Source organism: Leuconostoc mesenteroides subsp. mesenteroides (genome assembly GCA_009676745.1).
Lineage (GTDB): Bacteria > Bacillota > Bacilli > Lactobacillales > Lactobacillaceae > Leuconostoc > Leuconostoc koreense.
This window is the reverse complement of sequence record CP046062.1, coordinates 1,090,579-1,112,866: the sequence shown is the minus strand read 5'-3', so window position 1 is coordinate 1,112,866 and position 22,288 is coordinate 1,090,579. Positions and strand designations below refer to the sequence as shown.

Below are 22,288 nucleotides of genomic sequence, written 5' to 3'. Positions count from 1 at the left end.
AAGTACTATCTTAAGAATTTTTTATTGTCTTGATAGATATTATATATCAAAAAAAGCGATGAAGAATCATCGCTCTGGTTGTAATATTTTAGGAATATAACGCATTCGTCGACCTAATAACTCATCTCCCAATCCCATCCGCAAATACATTATGATTAACAAAGTGCCACCAATCAAGACTGCACTAACTGTTGTCACAGTAACCGAGAACTTTGTATCCACTGGGAAAATAAAGTTACCCATAATAAAGACAATAATATAGGCAACAATAGACATTAAGGCTGAAGCCATAAACATTTGCCATAGTTCTTTGCCAATCATACTAAATGATACACCATAAACCTTTTGCAAAAAGTCTAGCATATAGAGAATTGAAATACACATACCAATCACACTCGTCATCAAAGCACCCATACCTTCAAAATAGCGTATCAATGGAATTTGCAAAGTAATTTTAATGATAATACCAACAAAGAATGCTTTCATAACAATTTTAACTTCTGAAAGAGCTTGTAATACGAAAGCAAGTAACATAAACAAACTGAACACCAATGCTAAGATTGTTGAGTATTGCAACATGTAAATACCTTCTTGATTTGAGGCTTCAATTGGATAGAACATTTTATATAAGGGTTCCGCAATTGCATACATGCCCAAAGCACTGGGCAACATAATCAAAGAAAATAACTTCAACACCTGCTTTAATTGATCTTGAATCGTTTCATAAGTTAACGCAGCTTTACTACCAGATAACATTGGTAATGCCGTCGCCGCTATACTAGTTGAAAAAGGTACGATAATCATTATAAGCTTATTGGGATTCGCACTAAAGAGTGAAAACTTTTCCAATAAATCTGATTTAGAGATGGCAAAAAAGTGGTTCATTATGCTAAAGAATGTGTACTGATCAACAGCTTGAAACAGTGTTATAGCAGAACCGATAATAATGAATGGCCATGATTCTTTCAGAATATTTAGCACTAGGCTTAATGTTCCAGATTTTTCGTGTTTTGCCGTATCCTGTACTGGTCGGGATAATATATGACGATACTTTACCCATCCCCACATCAGTACCAACATACTAAAAATGGCACCAATAAAGGCTGCAAAAGTTGATTGCACAACTACACCAGTCCAATTATCTGGGTTAGCTTTTAACACAATAACTGCCATTACTAGCATGTAAACAACCCGAGCAATTTGTTCTATAACCTGCGACATGGCCGATATGCTCATTAATTGATGTCCTTGAAATAAGCCACGAATCATTGACATTAGAGGAAAAATGGCTACCGCCGGTGCTAAAGAATGCAGTACTGGAATAACATCAGCATTATTATTGGATAAGACAGGAGCAGCAAAGTACAAAATCAAACCAAATACTATGCCTAGTAAAATACCCAAGGCCATTGATTGCCTTGTTAATTGTCTTGACCGATAAACATCGTTTTTAGCAGCCAATTCTGCAACTACTTTTGAAATGGCTGCAGGAATACCAAATGTAGCTATCGCCAAAAAAATTGCATAGATGGTATACCCTTGATTAAATAAACCATTTGCTCTTGTCCCGTAGTTACCAAGCATGGCCATCCACGGAATTAAGTATACAACACCCAATACGCGAGAAACCATGTTGCCAACAGACAACCACGCCGAACCTTTAATTAGTGTTGCTTGATTGCTTTCTTGTATCGTTGGTTGTTTTTCAAGATGGCTATCAGAAGTAGACAATTGTTCTGGAACTTGCAAACTAGGTTTCTTTTTGATAATTTTTTGTCGCGCACGAACATTTTTCTCTTTGATCATCAAAATTTCTTGTTCTGTTGGCTGCGACATATTCACATGGCTACGCGATTTCCATCTCGCTTCCGGTCCCAGATTACGTTTTTCTTGTAGGTGCCGTCCTGCCAATGATAAAATTTCATCAGCCGTTAACGTTTTACCGTCAACATCTGTTTTATCAACGCGACTATTATTACCGTTGACTTTTTCTGGACGTTGATCATTCGTCATGTTTGAGACCTCATTTTTAATTATGTACCCCGCCAAAGCGGGATGATTGCTTTTTTCTACTAGCAATAAAGTATAAGCCTGTTAACTTGATATCTTAACCTACCACAATATTAACAAACTTACCAGGAATAGCAATTATTTTGCGAATTTCCTTACCAGAAATAAAGTTTTGGACATTTTCATCAGCTTTCGCATAGTCGAACATAGCATCTTTATCAATGTTACGAGCAACAGTGGCTTTACCTCGTACTTTACCATTTACTTGGAAAATAATTTCTACACTGTCTTCAACAAGCTGACTTTCATCATAAGTTGGCCATGAAACATAACTAATGTCCTCTTTATGCCCGAGTTTTGACCATAGCTCTTCCGCTAAGTGTGGTGCAATTGGTGCTAACATTTGAACGAAACCATCCATGTACTGAACAGGTAAAGATTCTGATTTATAAGCTTCATTAACAAAAACCATTAATTGAGAAATAGCCGTGTTAAATCGCATATTCTCCAAATCTTCCGAAACCTTTTTAACTGTTTGGTGATAGATTTTATCTAAGTTTCCTGTGTTGACCGTTGTTACATGATCACGTAACTTATCTTCTTCATCAACTAGCAACCGCCACACACGATCTAGCCAACGACGCGATCCCGCAACACCATCTTCAGACCAAGGCTTGCTCTGTGTCAATGGCCCCATGAACATCTCATATACACGTAATGTATCTGCGCCGTAATTGTTAACAATTTCATCAGGATTGACAACGTTCCCTTTAGATTTAGACATTTTTTCATGGTTTTCGCCTAAGATCATGCCTTGGTTAACTAACTTTTGGAACGGCTCTTTAGTTGGTACAACACCTAAATCATATAAGAACTTATGCCAAAAACGTGCATACAATAAATGCAAAACAGCATGTTCTGCACCGCCAACATACAAATCAACATTCATCCAGTACTTTAATTTTTCAGGATCAGCCAACGCCTCTGAATTATGCGGATCAACGTAACGTAAGAAATACCATGATGAACCAGCCCACTGCGGCATGGTATTGGTCTCACGACGCCCCTTAACACCATCTTTACGAGTAACATTTAGCCAATCAGTAGCATTAGCTAATGGTGATTCTCCCGTTCCAGAAGGTTTTAATTGTTCTTGTGTCATTTCTGGTAGACGCAATGGCAATTCTGATTCAGGAACAAGCGTTTGTGTACCATCTTCCCAATGAATAACTGGAATAGGTTCACCCCAATAACGTTGACGTGAAAAGATCCAATCACGCAAGCGATAGTTAATTTGTTGATGACCCGCATTATGTTCTTCCAACCAGCTAATAGATTCATCGATAGCTTCTTGTTTATTTAATCCATCTAAGAAGCCAGAGTTAATGTGTGTGCCATCATCGGTGTATGCAGCTGCTTCAACATCTCCACCTTCAATAACAGCTTTAATTGGCAAATTAAACTTTTTAGCAAATTCCCAATCACGATCATCATGAGCTGGAACAGCCATGATAGCACCAGTACCGTAAGAAGACAAAACATAGTCAGCAATCCAAATAGGTAACTTCTCACCATTAATTGGATTAGTAGCATAAGCACCTGTAAAGGCTCCGCTCTTATCTTTGTTCAAATCTGTTCGTTCCAAATCAGATTTAGTTTCTACTTCTTTTTTATAGTTGGTAATGGCTTCTCTTTGCTCTGATGTAGTGATTGCATCTACTAGCTCATGCTCTGGTGATAGAACCATATACTGAGCACCAAATAATGTATCTGGTCGTGTAGTATAAACTTCAATTTGTTGATCTGAATCTACAACATTGAAAAATACAGAAGCACCAATTGACTTTCCAATCCAGTGACGTTGTTGTTCCTTAATAGCTTCTGGCCAATCTAAATCTTCCAAATCTTCAAGTAAACGATCAGCATAAGCTGTAATGCGCAAAACCCATTGCTTCATTGGCTTGCGATACACTGGATAACCACCACGCTCTGTTTTTCCATCAATGACTTCTTCATTGGCGACAACAATACCACCACCTGGAAAATCAGGCGCCCAGTTAACCATCATTTCATCTTCATAGGCTAAGCCTTTTTCGTATAATTTTTCAAAAATCCATTGTGACCATTTATAGTATTCAGGGTCAGTTGTGTTGATTTCACGTGACCAATCAATTGAAAACCCAAGTGACTTAATTTGATTTTTAAACACTTGAACATTTTTGTTGGTAAAGCTGGCTGGATTATTACCTGTTTTAATTGCATATTGCTCCGCAGGTAATCCAAATGCGTCCCATCCCATTGGATGCAAAACATTGAACCCTTTAGCACGCTTATAGCGACTCATAATATCAGTTGCTGTATAACCCTCAGGGTGCCCAACATGTAGTCCTTGTCCGGAAGGATACGGAAACATGTCCATAACGTAATACTTGTCTTTTTCTGATGAATCAGGTGCTCTGAACGTCTCATGTTCATCCCAATATTTTTGCCACTTGGCTTCAATGGATTTGTGATCGTATGCCATAAATTTTTCCTTTTATCATTTATCTATTCTATTTACTAATGGGTGATCGTTCTACTGAAACAAAAAAGCCCCATATCACACCAAAAAGGCATGACACGGGGCGAAACTAATATTTCGCGGTACCACCCATGTTCACGTATTGCTACGTCTCATTTATCTTAACGCGACAAAACGTTGCCAGCTACTTCATTTCACTAGCAATTTAATCAACTGAGTTCCGAACTTTGTTTGGTAAGTTTCCAGCACCACTTACTCTCTGATACCCCGCCATACGTAATAGTGTTGAACAATATTGCTATTATTATAACACAAGTTACTATAATCAGGTATAATTAAATTCATGACTATTCAACAAAAGAAACAAAAATTAAGCACAATGTTGGCGGCTATACTCTTTGGTATAATGATGTTTGGCGTTCTGAAAAATCCTAATTGGTTTCGTCAATTTGATATATTTTTCCAGCAGTTAATCCAACAACGTGGTGACCTTACTACACTGTTTTACACGCATATTACACTGTTTGGTAATATGTCTACAATCATTGTAGTATCAGTAGTTGTTGGTATTTTTCTAGCCTATAAACATTATTATCGTGATATTTTATTTTTATCCGTTAATATCATATTCTCAGCTGGACTTATTACACAGGTGCTCAAACAAGTGATTACTCGTGTCAGGCCACAGCCACAACTTATTCCAGAAAATGGCTACAGCTTTCCATCTGGTCATTCCATGGTCGCAATCTTATTATATGGTTCATTAATTATTTTGATTAATTACCACCTAAAACCTAGTTTATTCAAAACCCTCAGTATAATTGTTCTAACCAGTTTAATTATCATTATTCCAATCAGCAGAGTATACATTAACGTGCATTATCCGAGTGATGTTCTTGCTGGTTTATCACTTGGTTACGTACTACTTCTTATTTCGAAGTATTTTATTTTTGATCTTAAATCTGCTACAGGAGTTCTTCATGATTCTCACAAGTAATAATTTCACACATCAATTAATTGAACAAACCGTCAAAATCAACGATATAGTTCTCGATGCTACAACAGCAAACGGTATCAACACCAGATTTTTAGCTACAAGAGTTGGGAATGCTGGAAAAGTACTTAGCTATGCGACTACAAAGGACAATGCTAATGCTGCCGCTGCTTCACTATTCATGAGTGGTTTATCGGATCGTGTAACCTTACTAGGAAAAATATTAGACGACCAATTTATCCACGAACTTGGTTCACAAAACCAAATTAGTGTCGCTATTTTCGATTATTCTGATGATGCTAAAAATACTGACGATCGACCAGCTGATTATCTACAACAAATAACAAGTGTCTTACCACGCCTTACCCATGGGGGGTTACTAATTGTCAAATTTGATCAAGTACCTGAAGAGTGGTATGAATATAAAAATAATTTACTTGCGGCCGACTATTCACAAGCCAGCTATATTACAAGGCTCGTCCAAACAGATGTTATTGAGAGGGTTTAATAATGAAAAAATTTTTACCACATATTGTTATGGGGATTATATTAATCATTAGCATTGTCGGCGTTCTAGTGATGACACAGCAAAAACCAGCTAGTACTCAACAAGAACCTAAACTTAACAAAATTCCCCTTCCTCAACTAACAACTAAAATTGCTAAAAACGAGAGTAAGCTTGTGATGAGAACAACCTATGGTGACATCACAATAAAACTCTTCAATAGGTATACGCCATTGGCTGTAGAAAATTTCATTACTCATGCCAAAGATGGTTACTATAACAACACATCATTTCATCGTGTTATTAATAATTTTATGATTCAGGGTGGCGACCCAACAGGCACAGGTAGCGGTGGACAATCAATTTGGAAAGATAAAGACAAGCACATAGATGATGGCAACGGATTTAAAAATGAGATTAGTTCTTCACTGTACAATATTCGCGGTGCCGTTGCAATGGCAAATGCAGGCACAGACACTAATACCAGTCAGTTCTTTATTGTCCAAAACCCAGAAGATGTTTCAAGTGACGTCAACCCTAATGTTTATCCAACCAAAATTGTTAATGCTTATAAAAAAGGCGGTTATCCTAGTTTAGATGGCAATTATACTGTATTTGGACAAGTCATTGATGGCATGGCTGTAGTAGATAAAATAGCTAGTTCCCCAGTCATAGCAACTTCGAGTGATGAAAAATCAAAGCCAACTAATCCAGTCAAAATTACAAATATTGAAATGATAAAAGAATTAAAAAAAGACAGGTAGCGTGTGCTACTTGTCTTTTTTTAATTCATTTTTCAAATGTTCGCATAATCAAAACATCTACTTTAGAAACCTGTGTTACGAAGGACGGTACCGTACCTGCCATTGCTCTTTGTAAACGACTCAGCCCAGTTTCACCAATAACAATTAAATCATTATGATGATCTTTCGGAAAATCACGCGCGATTACACGCTTTGGTGACCCAAAGCGGACGTGAATATCGACATTACTATGTCCTAGTGACTTAGCGTAATCAAAAGATTCATTAATAGCTTTTTCAGCAGCTTGCTCCATTTGATAAACTACATCTTCATTCATCGCAATCGAGCCAAAATAACCACCACCTGTGGTATCCACTACTGTCAAAATATCAATGTGTGAATCAGGAGCAAACTCAACAACTTTTTTTATCAATGTGTTTGAAACTTCTGAGCCATCAATTGCAACCAAAATGTTATTATATGCCATACGCCTATCCCTCTTATTTCTTAATAACTACATTATACCGCTATTAAAAAAATAATGTAAGCGCTTTTAAAAATTACATTTATTTCTGTAAGTTATTCATGATTCGATAACCCTCATCTTGTCCAATAATCACTTGGTCCGCTACATTTAGAAATAATCCATGCTCAACGATACCAATCTGTCCATCTAAATACTGCCCTAGTTCAAACGGTTGATCAATTTGTTCTAAATTCAGATCAACGATATAGTGCCCTAAGTCCGTCACTAGTGGCTTCTGATACTTGTCTAGACGTAATTTGGGGTGTAAATGACGTTCTTTTAGTTCAGCTACTAATTTACCGCTACCAAATGCTACTACTTCTACTGGTAAAGGGAATTTGCCCAATTTACTATGCAGTTTATGTTCATCAATAATCCAAATCACACGTCTAGAGTATTTCGCCACAATCTTTTCCATTAAGAAAGCTGCTCCACCACCTTTGATGCCATTTAAATGCTGGTCGACTTCATCCGCACCATCAATCGTTAAATCTATCATTGGTACCAAGTCAATATCACGAATCGGAATACCAAGTTTTTGCGCACGTCTAGCTGTCTTTGTCGAAGTGGTTATACCAATAATAGTCAATTTTTCATCTTGAATACGTTTAGCTAAGGCATCTAGAAAGTAAGCTATCGTAGATCCTGTTCCAAGACCGACAACCATTCCATCTTCTATCAGTGTGGCAGCAAACTCACCGGCGTGTTTCTTTTGCTTGTTCATCTTGTTATTTTACAACACTTTTTCTAAGAATTCTTGTGCACGCTTTGTCTTTGGCTTATCAAAGAATGATTGTGGTGTAGCAATCTCTTGTATGCCACCGTCAGCCATAAACCACACAGTATCCGCTACTTCACGGGCAAATCCCATCTCATGCGTTACAACAATCATAGTCATGCCATCTTCTGCCAACTGCTTCATCACACTTAATACCTCACCTACCATTTCTGGATCTAAGGCACTTGTCGGCTCATCAAAGAGTAATACGTCAGGTGACATTGCTAAAGCACGAGCAATCGCTACACGTTGTTTCTGTCCTCCTGATAGGCTGTCAGGATAAACATTTCCTTTATCAGCTAAACCAACTTGAGCAAGTAACTTTTCAGCAGTTTTGGTGGCTTCCTTATCACTAATATTCTTAACTTTTACCGGTGCCAATTTAATGTTCTCAATTACAGATAAATTTGGAAACAAGTTAAAGCTTTGAAACACCATACCCATTTTTTCACGCAATTGATCTAACTCTTTTTCAGACAAATTTGTTAAATCCTGATTTTCAAAATTTACCTTACCACTGGTTGGTGAATCTAACATATTAATGGCACGTAAAAAGGTAGATTTACCTGCACCAGAAGGCCCAATAACAGAGATAACCTCGCCTTTTTGCACAGTAACATTTACATTATCAAAAATTATTTTTTCACCAAATTGTTTTTTCAAATTTTTTATATTCAATAACTCAGTCATTATTAATCTCCATTTCCAATGTTAATTACTATTATACAGTGTTATAATTTATATGCATCTGTTATTCGTATTAAACTGAATACATTGTATAATATTGCATAAAAAATTACTTTGATAAATTATATGGAGAATAATAATGGCTAAAATTGTAAATCGTGAAGAAAAGGTATCAAATTTATTCGAAGATTTCATTTCATTACCGACTAGTGAAAGTAATGACGAAACTCGAAAAGCAGCATTGGGTCATGACGAAGAAAAAAATAAGAAATAAAAAACACGCTTACGCGTGTTTTTTGAATACTAATAATTCTATTAGTCTTCGATATCAGTAACTGTTCCGGCACCAACAGTGTGGCCACCTTCACGAACAGTAAACTTCAAACCTTGTTCGATGGCAACTGGTGAGATCAATTCGATTTCGAATGTCACTTGGTCACCAGGCATAACCATTTCAACACCGGCTGGCAATTCAACAACACCTGTAACGTCAGTTGTGTGGAAGTAGAATTGTGGACGGTAGTTAGTGAAGAATGGTGTATGACGACCACCTTCTTCCTTAGTCAAGACATAAACTTCAGCCTTAAACTTCTTGTGTGTGTTAATTGAACCTGGCTTTGCCAAAACTTGACCACGTTCAATGTTGCTACGATCAACACCACGCAACAATGCACCGATGTTATCACCCGCTTGAGCTTCTTCCAAAGTCTTACGGAACATTTCGATACCTGTAACAGTAGTCTTTTGAACTTCGTCTTTCAATCCAACGATTTCAACTTCAGTTCCAGTAGTCAATACACCACGGTCAACACGACCAGAAGCAACTGTACCACGACCAGTGATTGTGAAGACATCTTCAACAGGCATCAAGAATGGCTTGTCTGTTTCACGTGCTGGTTCTGGAATGTATGAATCAACAGTATCCATCAATTCTTCGATAACCTTAACTTGTTCAGCATCACCTTCCAAAGCCTTCAAAGCTGATCCCTTAAGTACAGGAATATCGTCGCCTGGGAAGTCATATTCTGACAACAATTCACGAACTTCCATTTCAACCAATTCAACTAATTCTTCATCATCAACCAAATCAGTCTTGTTCAAGAAGACAACCAAGTAGTCAACACCAACTTGACGTGCCAACAAGATGTGTTCACGTGTTTGTGGCATAGGACCATCAGTTGCAGCAACAACCAAGATAGCACCATCCATTTGGGCAGCACCAGTGATCATGTTTTTAACATAATCCGCGTGACCTGGGGCATCGATGTGGGCATAGTGACGCTTCTCTGTTTCATATTCGATGTGAGAAGTGTTAATTGTGATACCACGTTCTTTTTCTTCAGGCGCGTTATCGATTTCAGCAAAATCAGTAGCATCAACACCCTGCTTTTCAGCCAATACCTTTGAGATAGCGGCAGTCAAAGTCGTCTTTCCGTGATCGACGTGTCCAATAGTACCAATGTTAACGTGGGGCTTAGTGCGAACGTAAGTTTCCTTAGCCAATGTAGTTTCCTCCAAAATTCATTTTTCAATACTATGAAAAATGTTTATAAATATATTTTACAACGCAAGCCGTCAAAAGACAACAAATAACTTGCATTTTTCCGGCTTTTGAAGCCAGAAATTATTATACCGATTTATTAAGAAAATGTAAACCATTTTGAACTTAATTTTCGAAAAAGCTTTCAGTCAGTGTATTTATTTTTTCATGCCATTGTTGTTGATTTTCTGGCTCATTTGGTTTAGAGCGACCATAATAATGTGCGATACTGCTATCAACCCATTTTTCAATATCCGTTATTGCAATATCAACACGTGGGTATAGTAATGTTAGCTCAATACGTATTTGATGCGCCAACATTTCTAGAGCGATGGGGTCCTTTTGCCCTAACCTGTTTTCCAGTGTTGCTGCTGCAGCTTCAAATACAGCTGAACTAGTTAATGGCATTATATCGCTCAGCTGTACCGTATAAATTTCATCATCAAGCCAGCGGTACTTCACTGTTTCATCAATCTGTAATTTTTGCAGATCTTCCAGTAATGTTGCACGAATAATCGGTAATGCGTAGGGATCAACAAGGATAAATTTAGCACCTACAACAAACTGCGCTACTGGTAAGTGTCGCGCAGATTCGTAACGATCACGTTGTGCTAACAAATCATAATCGCTCATATGATAAAATTGGCGCGCAATCGTATCGAGTGTTGCTCTCATATTTTCTTGTGCTCGTTCTTCAGCTTGTCTGATTTCTTTCAAAACTTCATCAACGACATCTAAATCATCCCAAAGAACAGCTAATTGTTGCGCATAGACAAAATTTTGATTTTGAACGGCAAGCGCTACAACCATTCGAAAATTAGATTCATCATCTAAATATTCTAATAGAAAATCATCTGCATAAGTTGATGCAAGCTGATATTGTTCATCCATAAACAAGGCGGTCACTAAGCGATAGTTGACTTCAAATGTTTGCATCTTTTCATATAGTGTAGCTAATGTTTCAGCAGCATCATGCCAATTTTTTTGTTTTGTCTCGATATTGGCTCGATCAATCAATTCTTGATTTTCTGGTGTTATATTTTCATCCATATTTTTTTGTGTTCAAACAATACCCAAATTATGCAGCATATCATTAAAACACATGCCCTCCTTTCAAATACTCAAAATCCCAACTCAATTGAGTTGGGACATTTTATTATTCGGTAGCCTTACTTTGCACATTCTTTTTTGCTGGACGGCGAACCTTTTTTTTATTGCTATTAGGTGTTGCAGATTTTTTCTGTGCGGTGCGTTTATTAGCCTGAGTACCAGACTGTGTCGCTGCTGTTTTGTGGCTGTTTGGTCGGCGATTTTGGTTAACTTCCATAACCACAGGCATAACCATAGGTCGACGTCTTGTTTGTTCAAATAAGAAGCGTGACAATACATCACGAACACCAGCTTTTAGCTCGTTCCAATCAAAATTTTTATTATTAGTTAAATAATCTTCAATCTGTTGAACAGTTAAATCAGAAGCTTCTTTCATCAAATCACGATTTGCTTTAACATACACAAATCCACGTGATGTTAGCTTTGGTTTTGAGACAACCTGACGTTTTTTACGATCAATTGTCACAACAGAAACAAAGACGCCATCTTCAGACAATATGCGACGATCACGCAAGACCACGTTACCAATATCGCCAATACCAGAACCATCAATCAACGTTTCACCAATGGTAAACGAATCTTTCAACTCAAATTCGCCGTCAATTAGCTTAAACTGATCACCCTTCATTGCCATCAAAATATGATTTTCAGGTACGTTAACCTCCTCAGCAGCATCTTTAGCTGCTGACATCACACGATATTCTCCTTGAATGGGCATGAAGTACGCTGGTTGCATGATATTAAGCATCATTTGTAAATCATTTCGTGATGCATGACCACTAGAGCGCATATCGGTACTAATTTGCTTCACATCAGCACCTTGCTTGAATAGCATATCGCGTGTTTTTGCGACGACACTTTCCATGGCTGTAGAAGGTGTTGTCGTAATGAACACGAGATCATCTGAGCCAATTTTAATATGAGCGTCTTCGCCATTTGCCATACGATTCAAATGCTTAATGGGTTCACCCATGCGACCTGTTTCTAAAATAACCGTTTCATGAGCAACTACACTCTTCATATTCTTTAAACTGACAAATAATTGACTTTCAGGCAAAGGTAACTGTAATTTTTTTAGTTTGATAGCTGTTCGTACAACATTTTCAATATCATTCCCTGATAAAATTAGCTTACGTTTTGTTGCAGCAGTGGCATCGATAATCTGTTGAATTCTTTGGATGTTCGAAGCGACAGCTGCTACAATAATACGCTTTTTTTTGTTATCACGGAACGTTTCTAATATATAATCGCCAATTTTGGATTCGTTAACCGAATCAGCTCCACCCTCTGTACCAGCAGCATCAGCCAACAAAGCTAATACTTTCCCTTGACCAACTTCTACTAAACGAGGAATATCAGTACGGTAGTAACTTTCTGCTGTTTGATCAAACTTAAAATCGCCAGTGTACACGATTTGACCATATTCCGTACCAATTACAATACCTAATGATTCAGGAATCGAGTGTGTGGTATTAAAGAAAGACACTTTAACATTACCAAAGTCAATTTCACTCTTTTCATTAATAATGTGGTAATCATTATAATCTTTTAATGCAGGCTGATCTTTTATCGCTAGCTTAACTAACTCAATTGTCAACTCAGATCCAAAAATTGGTACATTGACTTGCTGTAAAAAATATGGCAAAGCACCAATTGCATCAGCGTGTCCGTGTGACAAGAAAACACCGGCAATTTTTTCAGTGTTTTTAATCAAATAGTCAAAATCGGGTACAACTACATCCACACCCAGCTGGTCTGTTTCTGGATACTTTAATCCTGCATCCAATATAAAAATATCGTCATTAACTGTGACGGCATACATGTTTTTCCCATTTTCACGGACTCCGCCAAATGGAATAATACTTAAATCTGTCATTAATCTTTCCTTTATAAACATGTGATCAACTAGATGTTTTAGTTATCACCATAGTCTACACACTCTTTTTATTCGTATATTTTATGAATAACAGGAACCTGCCGGTCTAGAACACTGAGGTCTTCCTTGTTGCTTGTCTCGATACGTAATGTTTCTATTTTAGCATACTTTTCAACTCTTTTCTGGTATTATTGAAACAGCGTGTCAATAATAAAATAGTATCTGTTGAGAATGACAGATACAAAATTAATAAAAAGCATGTTTATAGACGAAAGGAACAAAATAACTCATGCAACGTCATCCATTCAAGCCATCACACAAAATTCGCAATACCATCATAGCAATTATTATCATTATTGCAGCAGTGGTGATAGGATTTGTCATTGTTGGTCACCAATCCGACAATAAAAAAGAGACTTCTTCAAGCAAAGTTTCTCGTAGCTCATCAACTTCTTCAAGTCAAAAGAAATCAAAAAAATCAAGTACATCTTCAAAAATATCAAACAGTACTTCAGCAGAAGAAGCCACTTCAATTATAAGTTCTTCCACAAGCGTAGCTGCAGCGCCATCTGTCGCTAGTAGTGAAGTTTCCCAAGTATTAAGTAGCGCTACCCAAGATGCTACGCAGACACCAGTACAAGATAACAGCGATACATCTAGTGTTAACGATAGTTCTTCTTCATCAAGTGCTACTTCATCAAGTACAACTACATTTGGCAACTGGTCTTTAGCAACATATAATGATGTTGCCCTTGGTTCAGCTACTTATGATCAGATCCGTGCTACATATGGCAATCCTACCTACTTAACCGCAGATCAAAAATATGCTTATGCTACTTGGCAAAGTCAAAGCGGTGCGAAAGTTTCTGTCGTCTTTACACCTAGCGGTGACAGTAATAACGTGCAACTTATTGCAAGCAATAAAACACAATCAGGATTACAATAAAAAAGACATCTTAACTGATGTCTTTTTTATTGTGCTGTTATCCGTTTATGCCAGCTCTTTCAGCAATAGGAATCAAAACATTCCCAATAGCAGCTACTAAAATGATTCCAGTAATAATTTCAAAAATACTATTAAACGACACGATGCCTATAAGCCAGCCTAATAAATTATGATTAGGTATACCCGTAAAATTCGTGCGCATAACCGTAAAGCCAATAGCTGTAAGTAACACCACTCCAACGGTATTAATCAAAGCAGCTAGTCCGCCCAAAAATCCTAATCCAAACGTACGAACCCCTAGATTCTTGTTACGTAACCATTTATTAAATACTAGACCGATTACCAGGCCTATCAAAATACGAGGTATGAACGCTGTAAAAGGGTTTTGAAACATTAAAGAACCAATAGACCCCGGTGTCGACCAAGCTTGCCAAAAAGTTAATAGGCCCCAGAAACCACCAATAAAGGCCCCACGACGTGCTCCTAGAAGAATTGCAGCAATCGCTACGGTAAACTGTATAATTGTTGGCTGTGCGCCTACAATAACAGCCCCGAGTGGTATATACCCAAGCCAAGGAATCAGTACTTGTAATAAAATAATTGCCATAAAAAAGGTTGTAATTACCAAATATTTTGTCTTATTGTTGGTCATAAAATTTGCTCCTATGTATATTCCACGCCTTATATCATATCATAGAGCAACATTATTCATTTAACATTTGTTTTTGTCGCCAAATATCGGTATAATTTATGAGTAATGCGTCTATAGTTCAACAGGATAGAACAAGAACCTCCTAAGTTTTAGCTCCCAGTTCGAGTCTGGGTGGACGCATAAGAAAAAGGGGTGCCGATTTGGCACCCCTTTTTCTATCCTATTATATTTGATCGTTCTGCTATTGGTAATAGTATGCTACCAATCACACTAAGTAAAATAAAACCTACAATCATTTCAAATAAGGCATTGAACGAAACAATGCTGATCAGCCAAGCTAAGATGTTATGCGTTGGGACCCCAGTAAAGTTAGTGTGCATAACGGTAAAACCTAGTGTCGTTAGCAAAACAACACCAACTGTGTTGATTAAAGCTGCCGTTGTGCCCAATACCCCTAATCCAAACGTTCGAATTGATTTAGACTGGTTTCGTAGTAATTTATTAAAGAGATACCCAATAATCAACCCAACTAAAGCACGTGGGATAATAGCAGTCAATGGATTTTGAAATATTAAAGAACCTATCGTTCCCGGGTGAGTTATAGCATTTACAAACGATAATAGACCCCACCAACAGCCAACAATTGCGCCATATTTTGGACCTAAAATAACGCTTGCAATGGCAACGGTAAATTGAATAATCGTTACTGAAGCACCAACAATAAAAGCACCAAGGGGCAATAATCCAAGCCACGGAACAAAAGTTTGTAAAAATACAATGGCGATAAAAAGTGTCGTTATCACGAAATAACGGGTATTTTGATTGATCATTATAGCGTCTCCAATAACTGCATATGCCCTAAACTATATAGATACATTATTAATTTGTCAATAAAAAACTAACTTTTTGATGCGGCCACCCTTTGTTGATAGTTCTTCTACTCATTCGTTTTTTTGGTAAAAATTTACATTTATTGTATAATTAGTCAAGAATAATTTTAAAAAGATAGAGGAGAAAACTTAATGTTATCGGAATTCAAAGCTTTTATTATGCGAGGAAATGTACTTGACTTGGCGGTTGGTGTCATTATCGGTGGTGCCTTTACTGGATTGGTTAAATCATTAACTACGAACTTAATCGGCCCAATCATTGCATTTGCAACTGGCGGAACAACAGACTTAGATCAATTGCAACTTGTCATTACAAAAACGTTAACATTTAAATACGGGGCCTTCTTAAATGACGTAATTAATTTTCTGATTACTGCTTTCGTTGTATTCTTGATTGTTAAGTTTATTAATCGCTTATTTAAAGCTAACAAAAAAGAAGAAACAAAAGCAAACCCTGAATTGGAGATTCTAACAGAAATCCGTGATTTGTTAGATGCTGAGAAAAAAGCACAATAAAAAAAGAAGTTCAAATTGAACTTCTTTTTTTATTTATCGAATGGGCTTGAGTGCATCATCAATTTGTTCCAAAATAATCTTTTGGTTATCGACTTGCTCAAGATCATAAGTCTGCAAATCAATTTTAATTTTTGGAGATGCATCATAGGCATCGAACCAATCACGATAAGCTGACCACATTTTATAATAATAGGCTCTTAACCCGTCGTTATTATCAAATTGTTCATAATCACGGCCACGCTTTTTAATACGGTATAAAATAGTTTCGAAATCAGTTTCAGCATATACCATCAAATCAGGAGCTTTTTTAGGCATTTTTTGTAGTTCAGCCATCATATTGTCTAATAGACTGGTATAAACGTCCATCTCAGAGTCAGAAATATTACCATCTTTATGGTTTTCTTCAGTAAACAAAGCATCTTCATAAATTGAACGATCAAGAACATTATTGTCATCCGCCAACGCTTGCTTAATCATGTCGAAACGACGATTTAAAAAGTATATTTGCAACAAGAAACCATATTGCTTTGGATCCGAGTAATAAAGCGGTAGAACGGGATTATCGCCTACCGGTTCATAAAATGCTTTTGTGTTCATATGCTTTGCAATCAAACTTGTGAGCGTTGTTTTACCAACACCGATCATACCTGCAGTAATAATCACCATGACAACCTTCTTCCTGATGTTTTCATTATTTTGACTTGAAAATTAGTTTGAATCAACTATTTTCAAGTAATCGCTAGTGAGCGACTTTTGTCATATCTGATTAAACCTCGCACAATATTCAGAAGTATTCTCAGTATTTCAGACAATGTTTATTATATCAAATACATCCTTCAAAATAAATGCAGACTATTTGAAACACCTGCCAATTTATTCTACAAAAAAACATCCTCACGGACGTTTTTATTTAACCAATAGTTTTAAAGCTGAGCGAATATAGCCATCTGTACTATCGTTATTGCGACCAACGATTTGGGCAACCGTTTTCACATCTTTAGCTGTATAGCCAAGTGCCAATAGCGCTTCAAGTGCATCATCTAAGGCTTGCGATTGTTCTGGCTTATTTGAAGAATCAATCATACCCGTTCGTGATACCAACTCATCTAACTTACCTTTCAAATCTAAAACAATTTGCTGAGCCGTTTTCTTTCCAACACCAGGGAATTGTGTCAAATACGCCACATTATCATTTTCAACTGCGCTAATAAGTCCCTCGGCATCCCCGTTTGCTAAAATAGCTAAGGCACTCTTAGGCCCGATTCCTGAGACGTTCAATAGCTTATTAAACAAAGCCTTCTCATCAGCATCAATAAAGCCATATAAACTGATGTCATTTTCACGAACAATTTGCTGCACATAGACATGCGATTCCACATTCTCCTCAAAACGGTAAGGATTTGCACTGTACAAACGATACCCCACGCCACTTCGGGATGCAATCACAATATACGATGGTGTGATGTTTGTGATTAGTCCATTAATATACTCATACATTTACGCAATAACTCTCTTTCAAATGGTTTCTTTTAGTTTAGCATAAAACGTGCACGGCACTCACCCTAAAGTAAGTCAGTTCAAACTAAAACTATTAGCATCCGTCGTAATTTCATCAACACCTAGTCCAATATAATACGGGAACTCTGATGGCGATATTGTCCAAACATTTAGTCTTCGACCTTGCTGTCTGAGTGCTTGAATTGTTTGCTGCGTTAATCTTTTCCCATTAATATCCAGTCCTGCTTTGGGTCCTAATTCGTTTAATTTTTGAGACAATTGCACAGGATCACTGGCCGAATCCCATAAAAGCTCGAGCGAAATATTTTTATCTAACGCATACACATGTTTTAAGGCTTCATACTGCGAGCTGATTATTGTACTATGGTTATACAATCCTGCATTTTTAACTGCAGTAATTAAATTTTGAACATCACCATCGGTCATTTGACTAGCCGGTTGTTTAACTTCAATAATTGGACGTAAACTATTACTAAACATTTCCGTTAAGTACTCTTTTAAAGTTGGTAAAGTTAGTGATTGATATTTTCCAACATTAGCACCAGAATCAATATGATATTGTTTAATCTGAGCCAATGTCAAATCTTTAATAGCACCATGGCCGTTAGTCATACGATCAATAGTACCATCATGACTGACAATCCACTGTTTGTCTTTTGTAAGCCAGATATCTGTCTCCGCACCATAACTACCCTTAGCTAATTGAAAAGCGGGTATCGAATTCTCAGGCGCTAAGTTGGACGCCCCACGGTGGGCAATTAACTTTGTTTGAAAATTACCATTAACACGATATTGGACACTTCCATCAGAAGCAAAGTAATATGTGTGCTTATCAACTGATTTCAATTGATTTTTAATAGCAAGATTTGTTACTGAATCAAAATAATAAGTTTTCAATCCAACCGTTTGTAAACCACTTTGACGTTTGCCATCTTTAAAAAAATACTTTCCCGTTCCATCATCTAAATAACCGTTAGCCGGTTCAGCCGTTTTATAATAACTACCATTCACATAACCAGAGTGTGGTGTTTGGCCTACTGCACCATTTTCAATTTGTGTTAGCACTACTTTTTCTAGCATTGAAGGTGGCTGTACTGAGCCCACTTCTGAATTCACGATTTTGGTAAAAAGCATGCCTGATAGTAGTGCACACAAACCTAAAATAAATCTCATGTTACCCCCGTTATTACAACTTATAGCATTCTACTTTGATAAACAAATAAAAAATACGTCTGAGAGTCAGATGTATTTTTTTCGTTTTGTTCATCTTTATTATTTATGAATAAACATCGCGTCTCCAAAACTAAAGAAACGATACTGATCATCAACCGCATGTTTATAAGCATTCAAAATATTATCACGCCCAGTAAAGGCTGCAACTAGCATGACCAATGTTGATTTAGGCAAGTGAAAATTAGTTATAAAGGCATCTACGACTGTCCAATTGTATCCTGGCTTAATAAATATATCTGTCCAACCTGAATCAGCGGCCAAGTCACCATTAAACTTAGTACCTATAGTTTCAAGGGTACGTATTGATGTCGTACCTGTAGCAATGATACGCCCACCGTGTTTTTTAACCGAATTCAACTCATCAGCGGCTTCTTGGCTGAGTTGGTAAAATTCTGAATGCATTTTATGATCTTCAATATTTTCTTCGTCAACAGGCCGAAACGTTCCAAGACCCACATGAAGCGTTAATTCAACTGTTTTAACACCTTTGGCACGAACCTTATCTAGCAACTCAGGTGTCCAATGTAGCCCTGCTGTTGGTGCTGCTGCTGATCCTTCAACCTTTGAATAAACTGTTTGATAACGTTCTTGATCGTCAAGTTTTTCTTTAATATAAGGCGGCAATGGCATTTCGCCCAACTGCTCAAGAAGTTCCATAAAAATACCATCATAGTGAAATTCAATATATCGACCACCATGTTCTAATTCACCAACAACTGTTGCCGTCATAATTGGATTTTCAATGTCATCTCCAAAAACAATAGTTGATCCAACAGGAGATTTTTTCGCTGGTTTAACTAGTGTCTCCCATACATCACCATGATCTTGACGAAGTAATAAGACTTCAGCATGCCCACCTGTTTCCGGACGTGCACCGTGTAAGCGTGCCGGTAGAACACGCGAATTATTCATGACAATAGCATCCCCAGGATTCAAGTAATCTAATATGTCATAGAAATGTTTATCCTCATAAACACCAGTCTTAGCGTCCATTGCTAATAATCTCGAAGCATCACGTTGCTTCAACGGTGTTTGTGCAATCAATGCCTCTGGTAAATCATAATCAAAATCTGATAATGTATATTTTTTTTCTTCTGCCATAATAATATCGAATCCCTTTAAAAATAATCTAATTTCAATTGTAACATACTTGTTTGTAAAGAAAAAAGCTATTGAACTGGCTTAACAAATGAAAAAATTAGAAAATGTTTTATAAACTACCGGTGTTACCACTAAGACCCGTTTCCTTTTCGAATTCAAACCCAGTTTGCGCTACTTTGTCAAGTTCATCGGCAGTCAATATTTTATTGACATTTGGAATTTCAAATTGCTTCAAAACATCAGCATACGTCAAATCGTGTTGATTCAGATAATCAACTAATAAAGCTAATTCGTGGCGTTGGGTAGCGGTTGGTTTATTAATTGTTATTGTTTCATCAAAAGCTCGCTCAACGGAACGATCATAACGCTTGTTATTGGACTCAATTGTATATTCATTTTGAATTTTTTCCAATCTATCCTTCAGTTCTTCGGTTAGTTCATCAAAAGCAATTGGTTGTCCAAAACGTCTTTTTTGCATAAACGAGGAATCAAGCGATAAATTAACCATACCAGCTTGCTTGTATTCTGCTTCATGAATATGTCCATGAACAGATAAAATGGGGTATGGTAAATCAATTGCATAATGGCTCATCCATACATTAATACTATTAATTTTTATAGCTTTAGCAGTTTCAATATACTCAATAATGTTTGTTTCAGGTGTTTTTATTGCTGCTTTAATTTGGTCTGAATGATCATGATTTCCTTTAAAAAACACTTTTTTGCCTTTTAAACGACTAAGTTGGGCTACAAAATCCTGTTTCTTACGAAACATGCCCAAATCACCAAGAAAATAAACTACGTCCTCGTCTGTCACGGTCTCGTTCCAAGTATCCTCAAGATATTGATCCATATTTTTAATCGTTGGCTCAATATTCAATGCTTTCAATGATACAGCCCGTGATTTATCAAAATATAGAATCTTTTCATGATTAAAATGAGTATCTGAAATAATAAAATTTGTCATAATTTCCTTTGATAGGCATGTCCCAAATGCGCATACCCTGCTTCAGTAACAACACGTCCTCGTGGCGTACGCTGTAAAAAACCAATCTGCAATAAATATGGTTCAACCATTGCCTCTAATGTTTCTGACTCCTCACCAATATTAGCTGCTATTGTGTTTAACCCAACAGGACCACCTTTATAATATTCAATCATTGTTTCCAATAACTTATGATCAGTTTCGTCAAGACCTTTATCATCAACACGTAACTTATCTAATCCAATGGTCACAATGTTTTTGTCAATTGCAGCCTTTCCCTCTACTTGAGCAAAATCACGGACACGTTTCAACAGACGATTAGCGATACGAGGTGTGCCACGAGAGCGCAACGATATTTCATATGCACCTTCTGACTTAATTGGTGCATCAAAAATATCTGCTGTACGGACAACTATTTGTTGTAATTCTTCTGGCGTGTAGTATTGCAGCGAGTTAATAATACCAAATCGATCGCGAAGAGGCTTAGATAACATACCAGGACGCGTAGTCGCCCCAATTAAAGTAAATGGCGGCAACGGAAAATGAACTGGCCGCGCTGTTGGCCCCTGACCAACCATGATATCAACAAAATAATCTTCCATTGCTGAATACATTATTTCCTCAATATTAGTAGGAATTCGATGTATTTCATCAATGAACAAGATATCGCCTGGCTCCAGTTCATTCAGTAGTGCTACTAAGTCGCCTGGTTTTTCAATAGCAGGTCCCGATGTTGTTTTAATATTGACATTCATCTCATTAGCAATAATCATTGCAAGCGTTGTTTTACCTAATCCTGGTGGTCCAAAAAGTAACACATGATCTAAAGCTTCTTCACGTTGTTTTGCTGCTGAAATATAGACATTCAGCTCTTCTTTTAATGCCTCTTGTCCAATATACTCACGCAAAAATTGTGGACGCAATGATAATTCACTACGCTGTTCTTCATCATTAGCAGCTGCGTCACGTAATAAATGATCTACTTCGGTGTCTTGTTCATACCATTGATTAAATTGTGGGTTATCTTCTGTCATAGTTAGTCCTATATTATATACGTTCATGATGTAGTTACATTTTTAAGCATCATACTATGATATGACGTAATAAAAACTCCCTAAGCTTATAAGTAAATTATAACAAAAGGAGTTTTTATATTT

21 protein-coding genes and 1 tRNA gene are annotated in these 22,288 nt (G+C 37.0%); 6 read left to right on the top strand and 16 right to left on the bottom strand.

Features of this window, described 5'->3' with window-relative positions; translation table 11 throughout:
• Positions 1-66 precede the first annotated feature (66 nt).
• Both GJV51_05620 and GJV51_05615 read right to left on the bottom strand, forming a co-directional pair.
• Positions 67-2,013 (bottom strand): oligosaccharide flippase family protein, encoded by a 1,947-nt coding sequence (locus GJV51_05620; GenBank protein ID QGM25476.1) that lies wholly within the window; start codon positions 2,011-2,013, stop codon positions 67-69.
• Positions 2,014-2,107: 94 nt separating this feature from the next.
• Positions 2,108-4,534 (bottom strand): leucine--tRNA ligase, encoded by a 2,427-nt coding sequence (locus GJV51_05615; protein QGM25475.1) that lies wholly within the window; start codon positions 4,532-4,534, stop codon positions 2,108-2,110.
• 340 nt (positions 4,535-4,874) lie between these two features.
• Here GJV51_05615 and GJV51_05610 point away from each other — a divergent pair, with 340 nt between their 5' ends.
• Genes GJV51_05610 through GJV51_05600 form a run of 3 tightly spaced genes read left to right on the top strand, consistent with a single transcriptional unit; the run spans position 4,875 to position 6,794 of the window.
• Complete coding sequence (locus GJV51_05610; protein QGM25474.1) at positions 4,875-5,528, top strand: phosphatase PAP2 family protein; 654 nt, start codon at positions 4,875-4,877, stop codon at positions 5,526-5,528.
• A complete protein-coding gene (locus tag GJV51_05605; GenBank protein QGM25473.1) occupies positions 5,512-6,033 on the top strand; it encodes an SAM-dependent methyltransferase in 522 nt (173 codons plus the stop codon). The genes GJV51_05610 and GJV51_05605 overlap by 17 nt, the downstream gene beginning before the upstream one ends.
• A gap of 2 nt (positions 6,034-6,035) precedes the next feature.
• Complete coding sequence (locus GJV51_05600; protein ID QGM25472.1) at positions 6,036-6,794, top strand: peptidylprolyl isomerase; 759 nt, start codon at positions 6,036-6,038, stop codon at positions 6,792-6,794.
• Positions 6,795-6,819: 25 nt separating this feature from the next.
• On the opposite strand, the gene GJV51_05595 is transcribed toward GJV51_05600, so the two are convergent.
• The 6 genes from GJV51_05595 to GJV51_05570 all read right to left on the bottom strand — a co-directional run bounded on the left by GJV51_05595 (position 6,820) and on the right by GJV51_05570 (position 13,290).
• Positions 6,820-7,260: a universal stress protein gene (locus tag GJV51_05595; GenBank protein ID QGM25471.1), complete on the bottom strand. Its 441-nt coding sequence runs from the start codon at positions 7,258-7,260 to the stop codon at positions 6,820-6,822.
• 79 nt (positions 7,261-7,339) lie between these two features.
• Positions 7,340-8,023, bottom strand: a complete 684-nt coding sequence (gene rpiA, locus GJV51_05590) for a ribose-5-phosphate isomerase RpiA (GenBank protein QGM25470.1) — start codon at positions 8,021-8,023, stop codon at positions 7,340-7,342.
• A 9-nt stretch (positions 8,024-8,032) separates the two neighbouring features.
• On the bottom strand, positions 8,033-8,767 hold the full coding sequence (locus tag GJV51_05585) for an ATP-binding cassette domain-containing protein (protein QGM25469.1): 735 nt from the start codon (positions 8,765-8,767) through the stop codon (positions 8,033-8,035).
• 312 nt (positions 8,768-9,079) lie between these two features.
• Positions 9,080-10,267, bottom strand: coding sequence for an elongation factor Tu (tuf, locus tag GJV51_05580; GenBank protein ID QGM25468.1), 1,188 nt, complete (start codon positions 10,265-10,267; stop codon positions 9,080-9,082).
• Between the two features lie 163 nt (positions 10,268-10,430).
• Positions 10,431-11,354, bottom strand: coding sequence for a type I restriction endonuclease subunit R (locus tag GJV51_05575; protein ID QGM25467.1), 924 nt, complete (start codon positions 11,352-11,354; stop codon positions 10,431-10,433).
• Positions 11,355-11,460: 106 nt separating this feature from the next.
• Positions 11,461-13,290 carry an RNase J family beta-CASP ribonuclease gene (locus GJV51_05570; GenBank protein QGM25466.1) on the bottom strand — a complete coding sequence of 610 codons (1,830 nt, stop codon included), beginning with the start codon at positions 13,288-13,290 and terminating at the stop codon, positions 11,461-11,463.
• A 289-nt stretch (positions 13,291-13,579) separates the two neighbouring features.
• Here GJV51_05570 and GJV51_05565 point away from each other — a divergent pair, with 289 nt between their 5' ends.
• The gene (locus GJV51_05565) at positions 13,580-14,236 is read left to right on the top strand and encodes a cell wall anchor protein (GenBank protein QGM25465.1); all 657 of its coding nucleotides are present in this window, start codon (positions 13,580-13,582) and stop codon (positions 14,234-14,236) included.
• Positions 14,237-14,273: 37 nt separating this feature from the next.
• Here the strand turns inward: GJV51_05565 and GJV51_05560 are convergent, their stop codons facing one another.
• Entirely contained in the window at positions 14,274-14,888 is a 615-nt protein-coding gene (locus GJV51_05560; GenBank protein QGM25464.1) for an ECF transporter S component, read from the bottom strand.
• Between the two features lie 107 nt (positions 14,889-14,995).
• Here GJV51_05560 and GJV51_05555 point away from each other — a divergent pair.
• A tRNA-Arg gene (locus tag GJV51_05555) sits at positions 14,996-15,068 on the top strand.
• 35 nt (positions 15,069-15,103) lie between these two features.
• Here GJV51_05555 and GJV51_05550 read toward each other — a convergent pair.
• Positions 15,104-15,718 carry an ECF transporter S component gene (locus GJV51_05550; protein QGM25463.1) on the bottom strand — a complete coding sequence of 205 codons (615 nt, stop codon included), beginning with the start codon at positions 15,716-15,718 and terminating at the stop codon, positions 15,104-15,106.
• Between the two features lie 192 nt (positions 15,719-15,910).
• Here GJV51_05550 and mscL point away from each other — a divergent pair, with 192 nt between their 5' ends.
• Positions 15,911-16,294, top strand: a complete 384-nt coding sequence (gene mscL, locus GJV51_05545) for a large-conductance mechanosensitive channel protein MscL (protein QGM25462.1) — start codon at positions 15,911-15,913, stop codon at positions 16,292-16,294.
• A 33-nt stretch (positions 16,295-16,327) separates the two neighbouring features.
• Here mscL and GJV51_05540 read toward each other — a convergent pair whose 3' ends face one another.
• The 6 genes from GJV51_05540 to ruvB all read right to left on the bottom strand — a co-directional run bounded on the left by GJV51_05540 (position 16,328) and on the right by ruvB (position 22,165).
• Positions 16,328-16,960: a deoxynucleoside kinase gene (locus GJV51_05540; GenBank protein ID QGM25461.1), complete on the bottom strand. Its 633-nt coding sequence runs from the start codon at positions 16,958-16,960 to the stop codon at positions 16,328-16,330.
• Between the two features lie 240 nt (positions 16,961-17,200).
• The gene (ruvA, locus tag GJV51_05535; GenBank protein QGM25460.1) at positions 17,201-17,791 is read right to left on the bottom strand and encodes a Holliday junction branch migration protein RuvA; all 591 of its coding nucleotides are present in this window, start codon (positions 17,789-17,791) and stop codon (positions 17,201-17,203) included.
• Positions 17,792-17,866: 75 nt separating this feature from the next.
• Positions 17,867-18,892 (bottom strand): glycerophosphodiester phosphodiesterase, encoded by a 1,026-nt coding sequence (locus GJV51_05530; protein ID QGM26107.1) that lies wholly within the window; start codon positions 18,890-18,892, stop codon positions 17,867-17,869.
• A 192-nt stretch (positions 18,893-19,084) separates the two neighbouring features.
• Complete coding sequence (queA, locus tag GJV51_05525; GenBank protein ID QGM25459.1) at positions 19,085-20,146, bottom strand: tRNA preQ1(34) S-adenosylmethionine ribosyltransferase-isomerase QueA; 1,062 nt, start codon at positions 20,144-20,146, stop codon at positions 19,085-19,087.
• A 109-nt stretch (positions 20,147-20,255) separates the two neighbouring features.
• Positions 20,256-21,113, bottom strand: coding sequence for a phosphoesterase (locus tag GJV51_05520; protein QGM25458.1), 858 nt, complete (start codon positions 21,111-21,113; stop codon positions 20,256-20,258).
• Positions 21,110-22,165: a Holliday junction branch migration DNA helicase RuvB gene (gene ruvB / locus GJV51_05515; protein ID QGM25457.1), complete on the bottom strand. Its 1,056-nt coding sequence runs from the start codon at positions 22,163-22,165 to the stop codon at positions 21,110-21,112. The genes GJV51_05520 and ruvB overlap by 4 nt, the downstream gene beginning before the upstream one ends.
• Positions 22,166-22,288 lie beyond the last annotated feature (123 nt).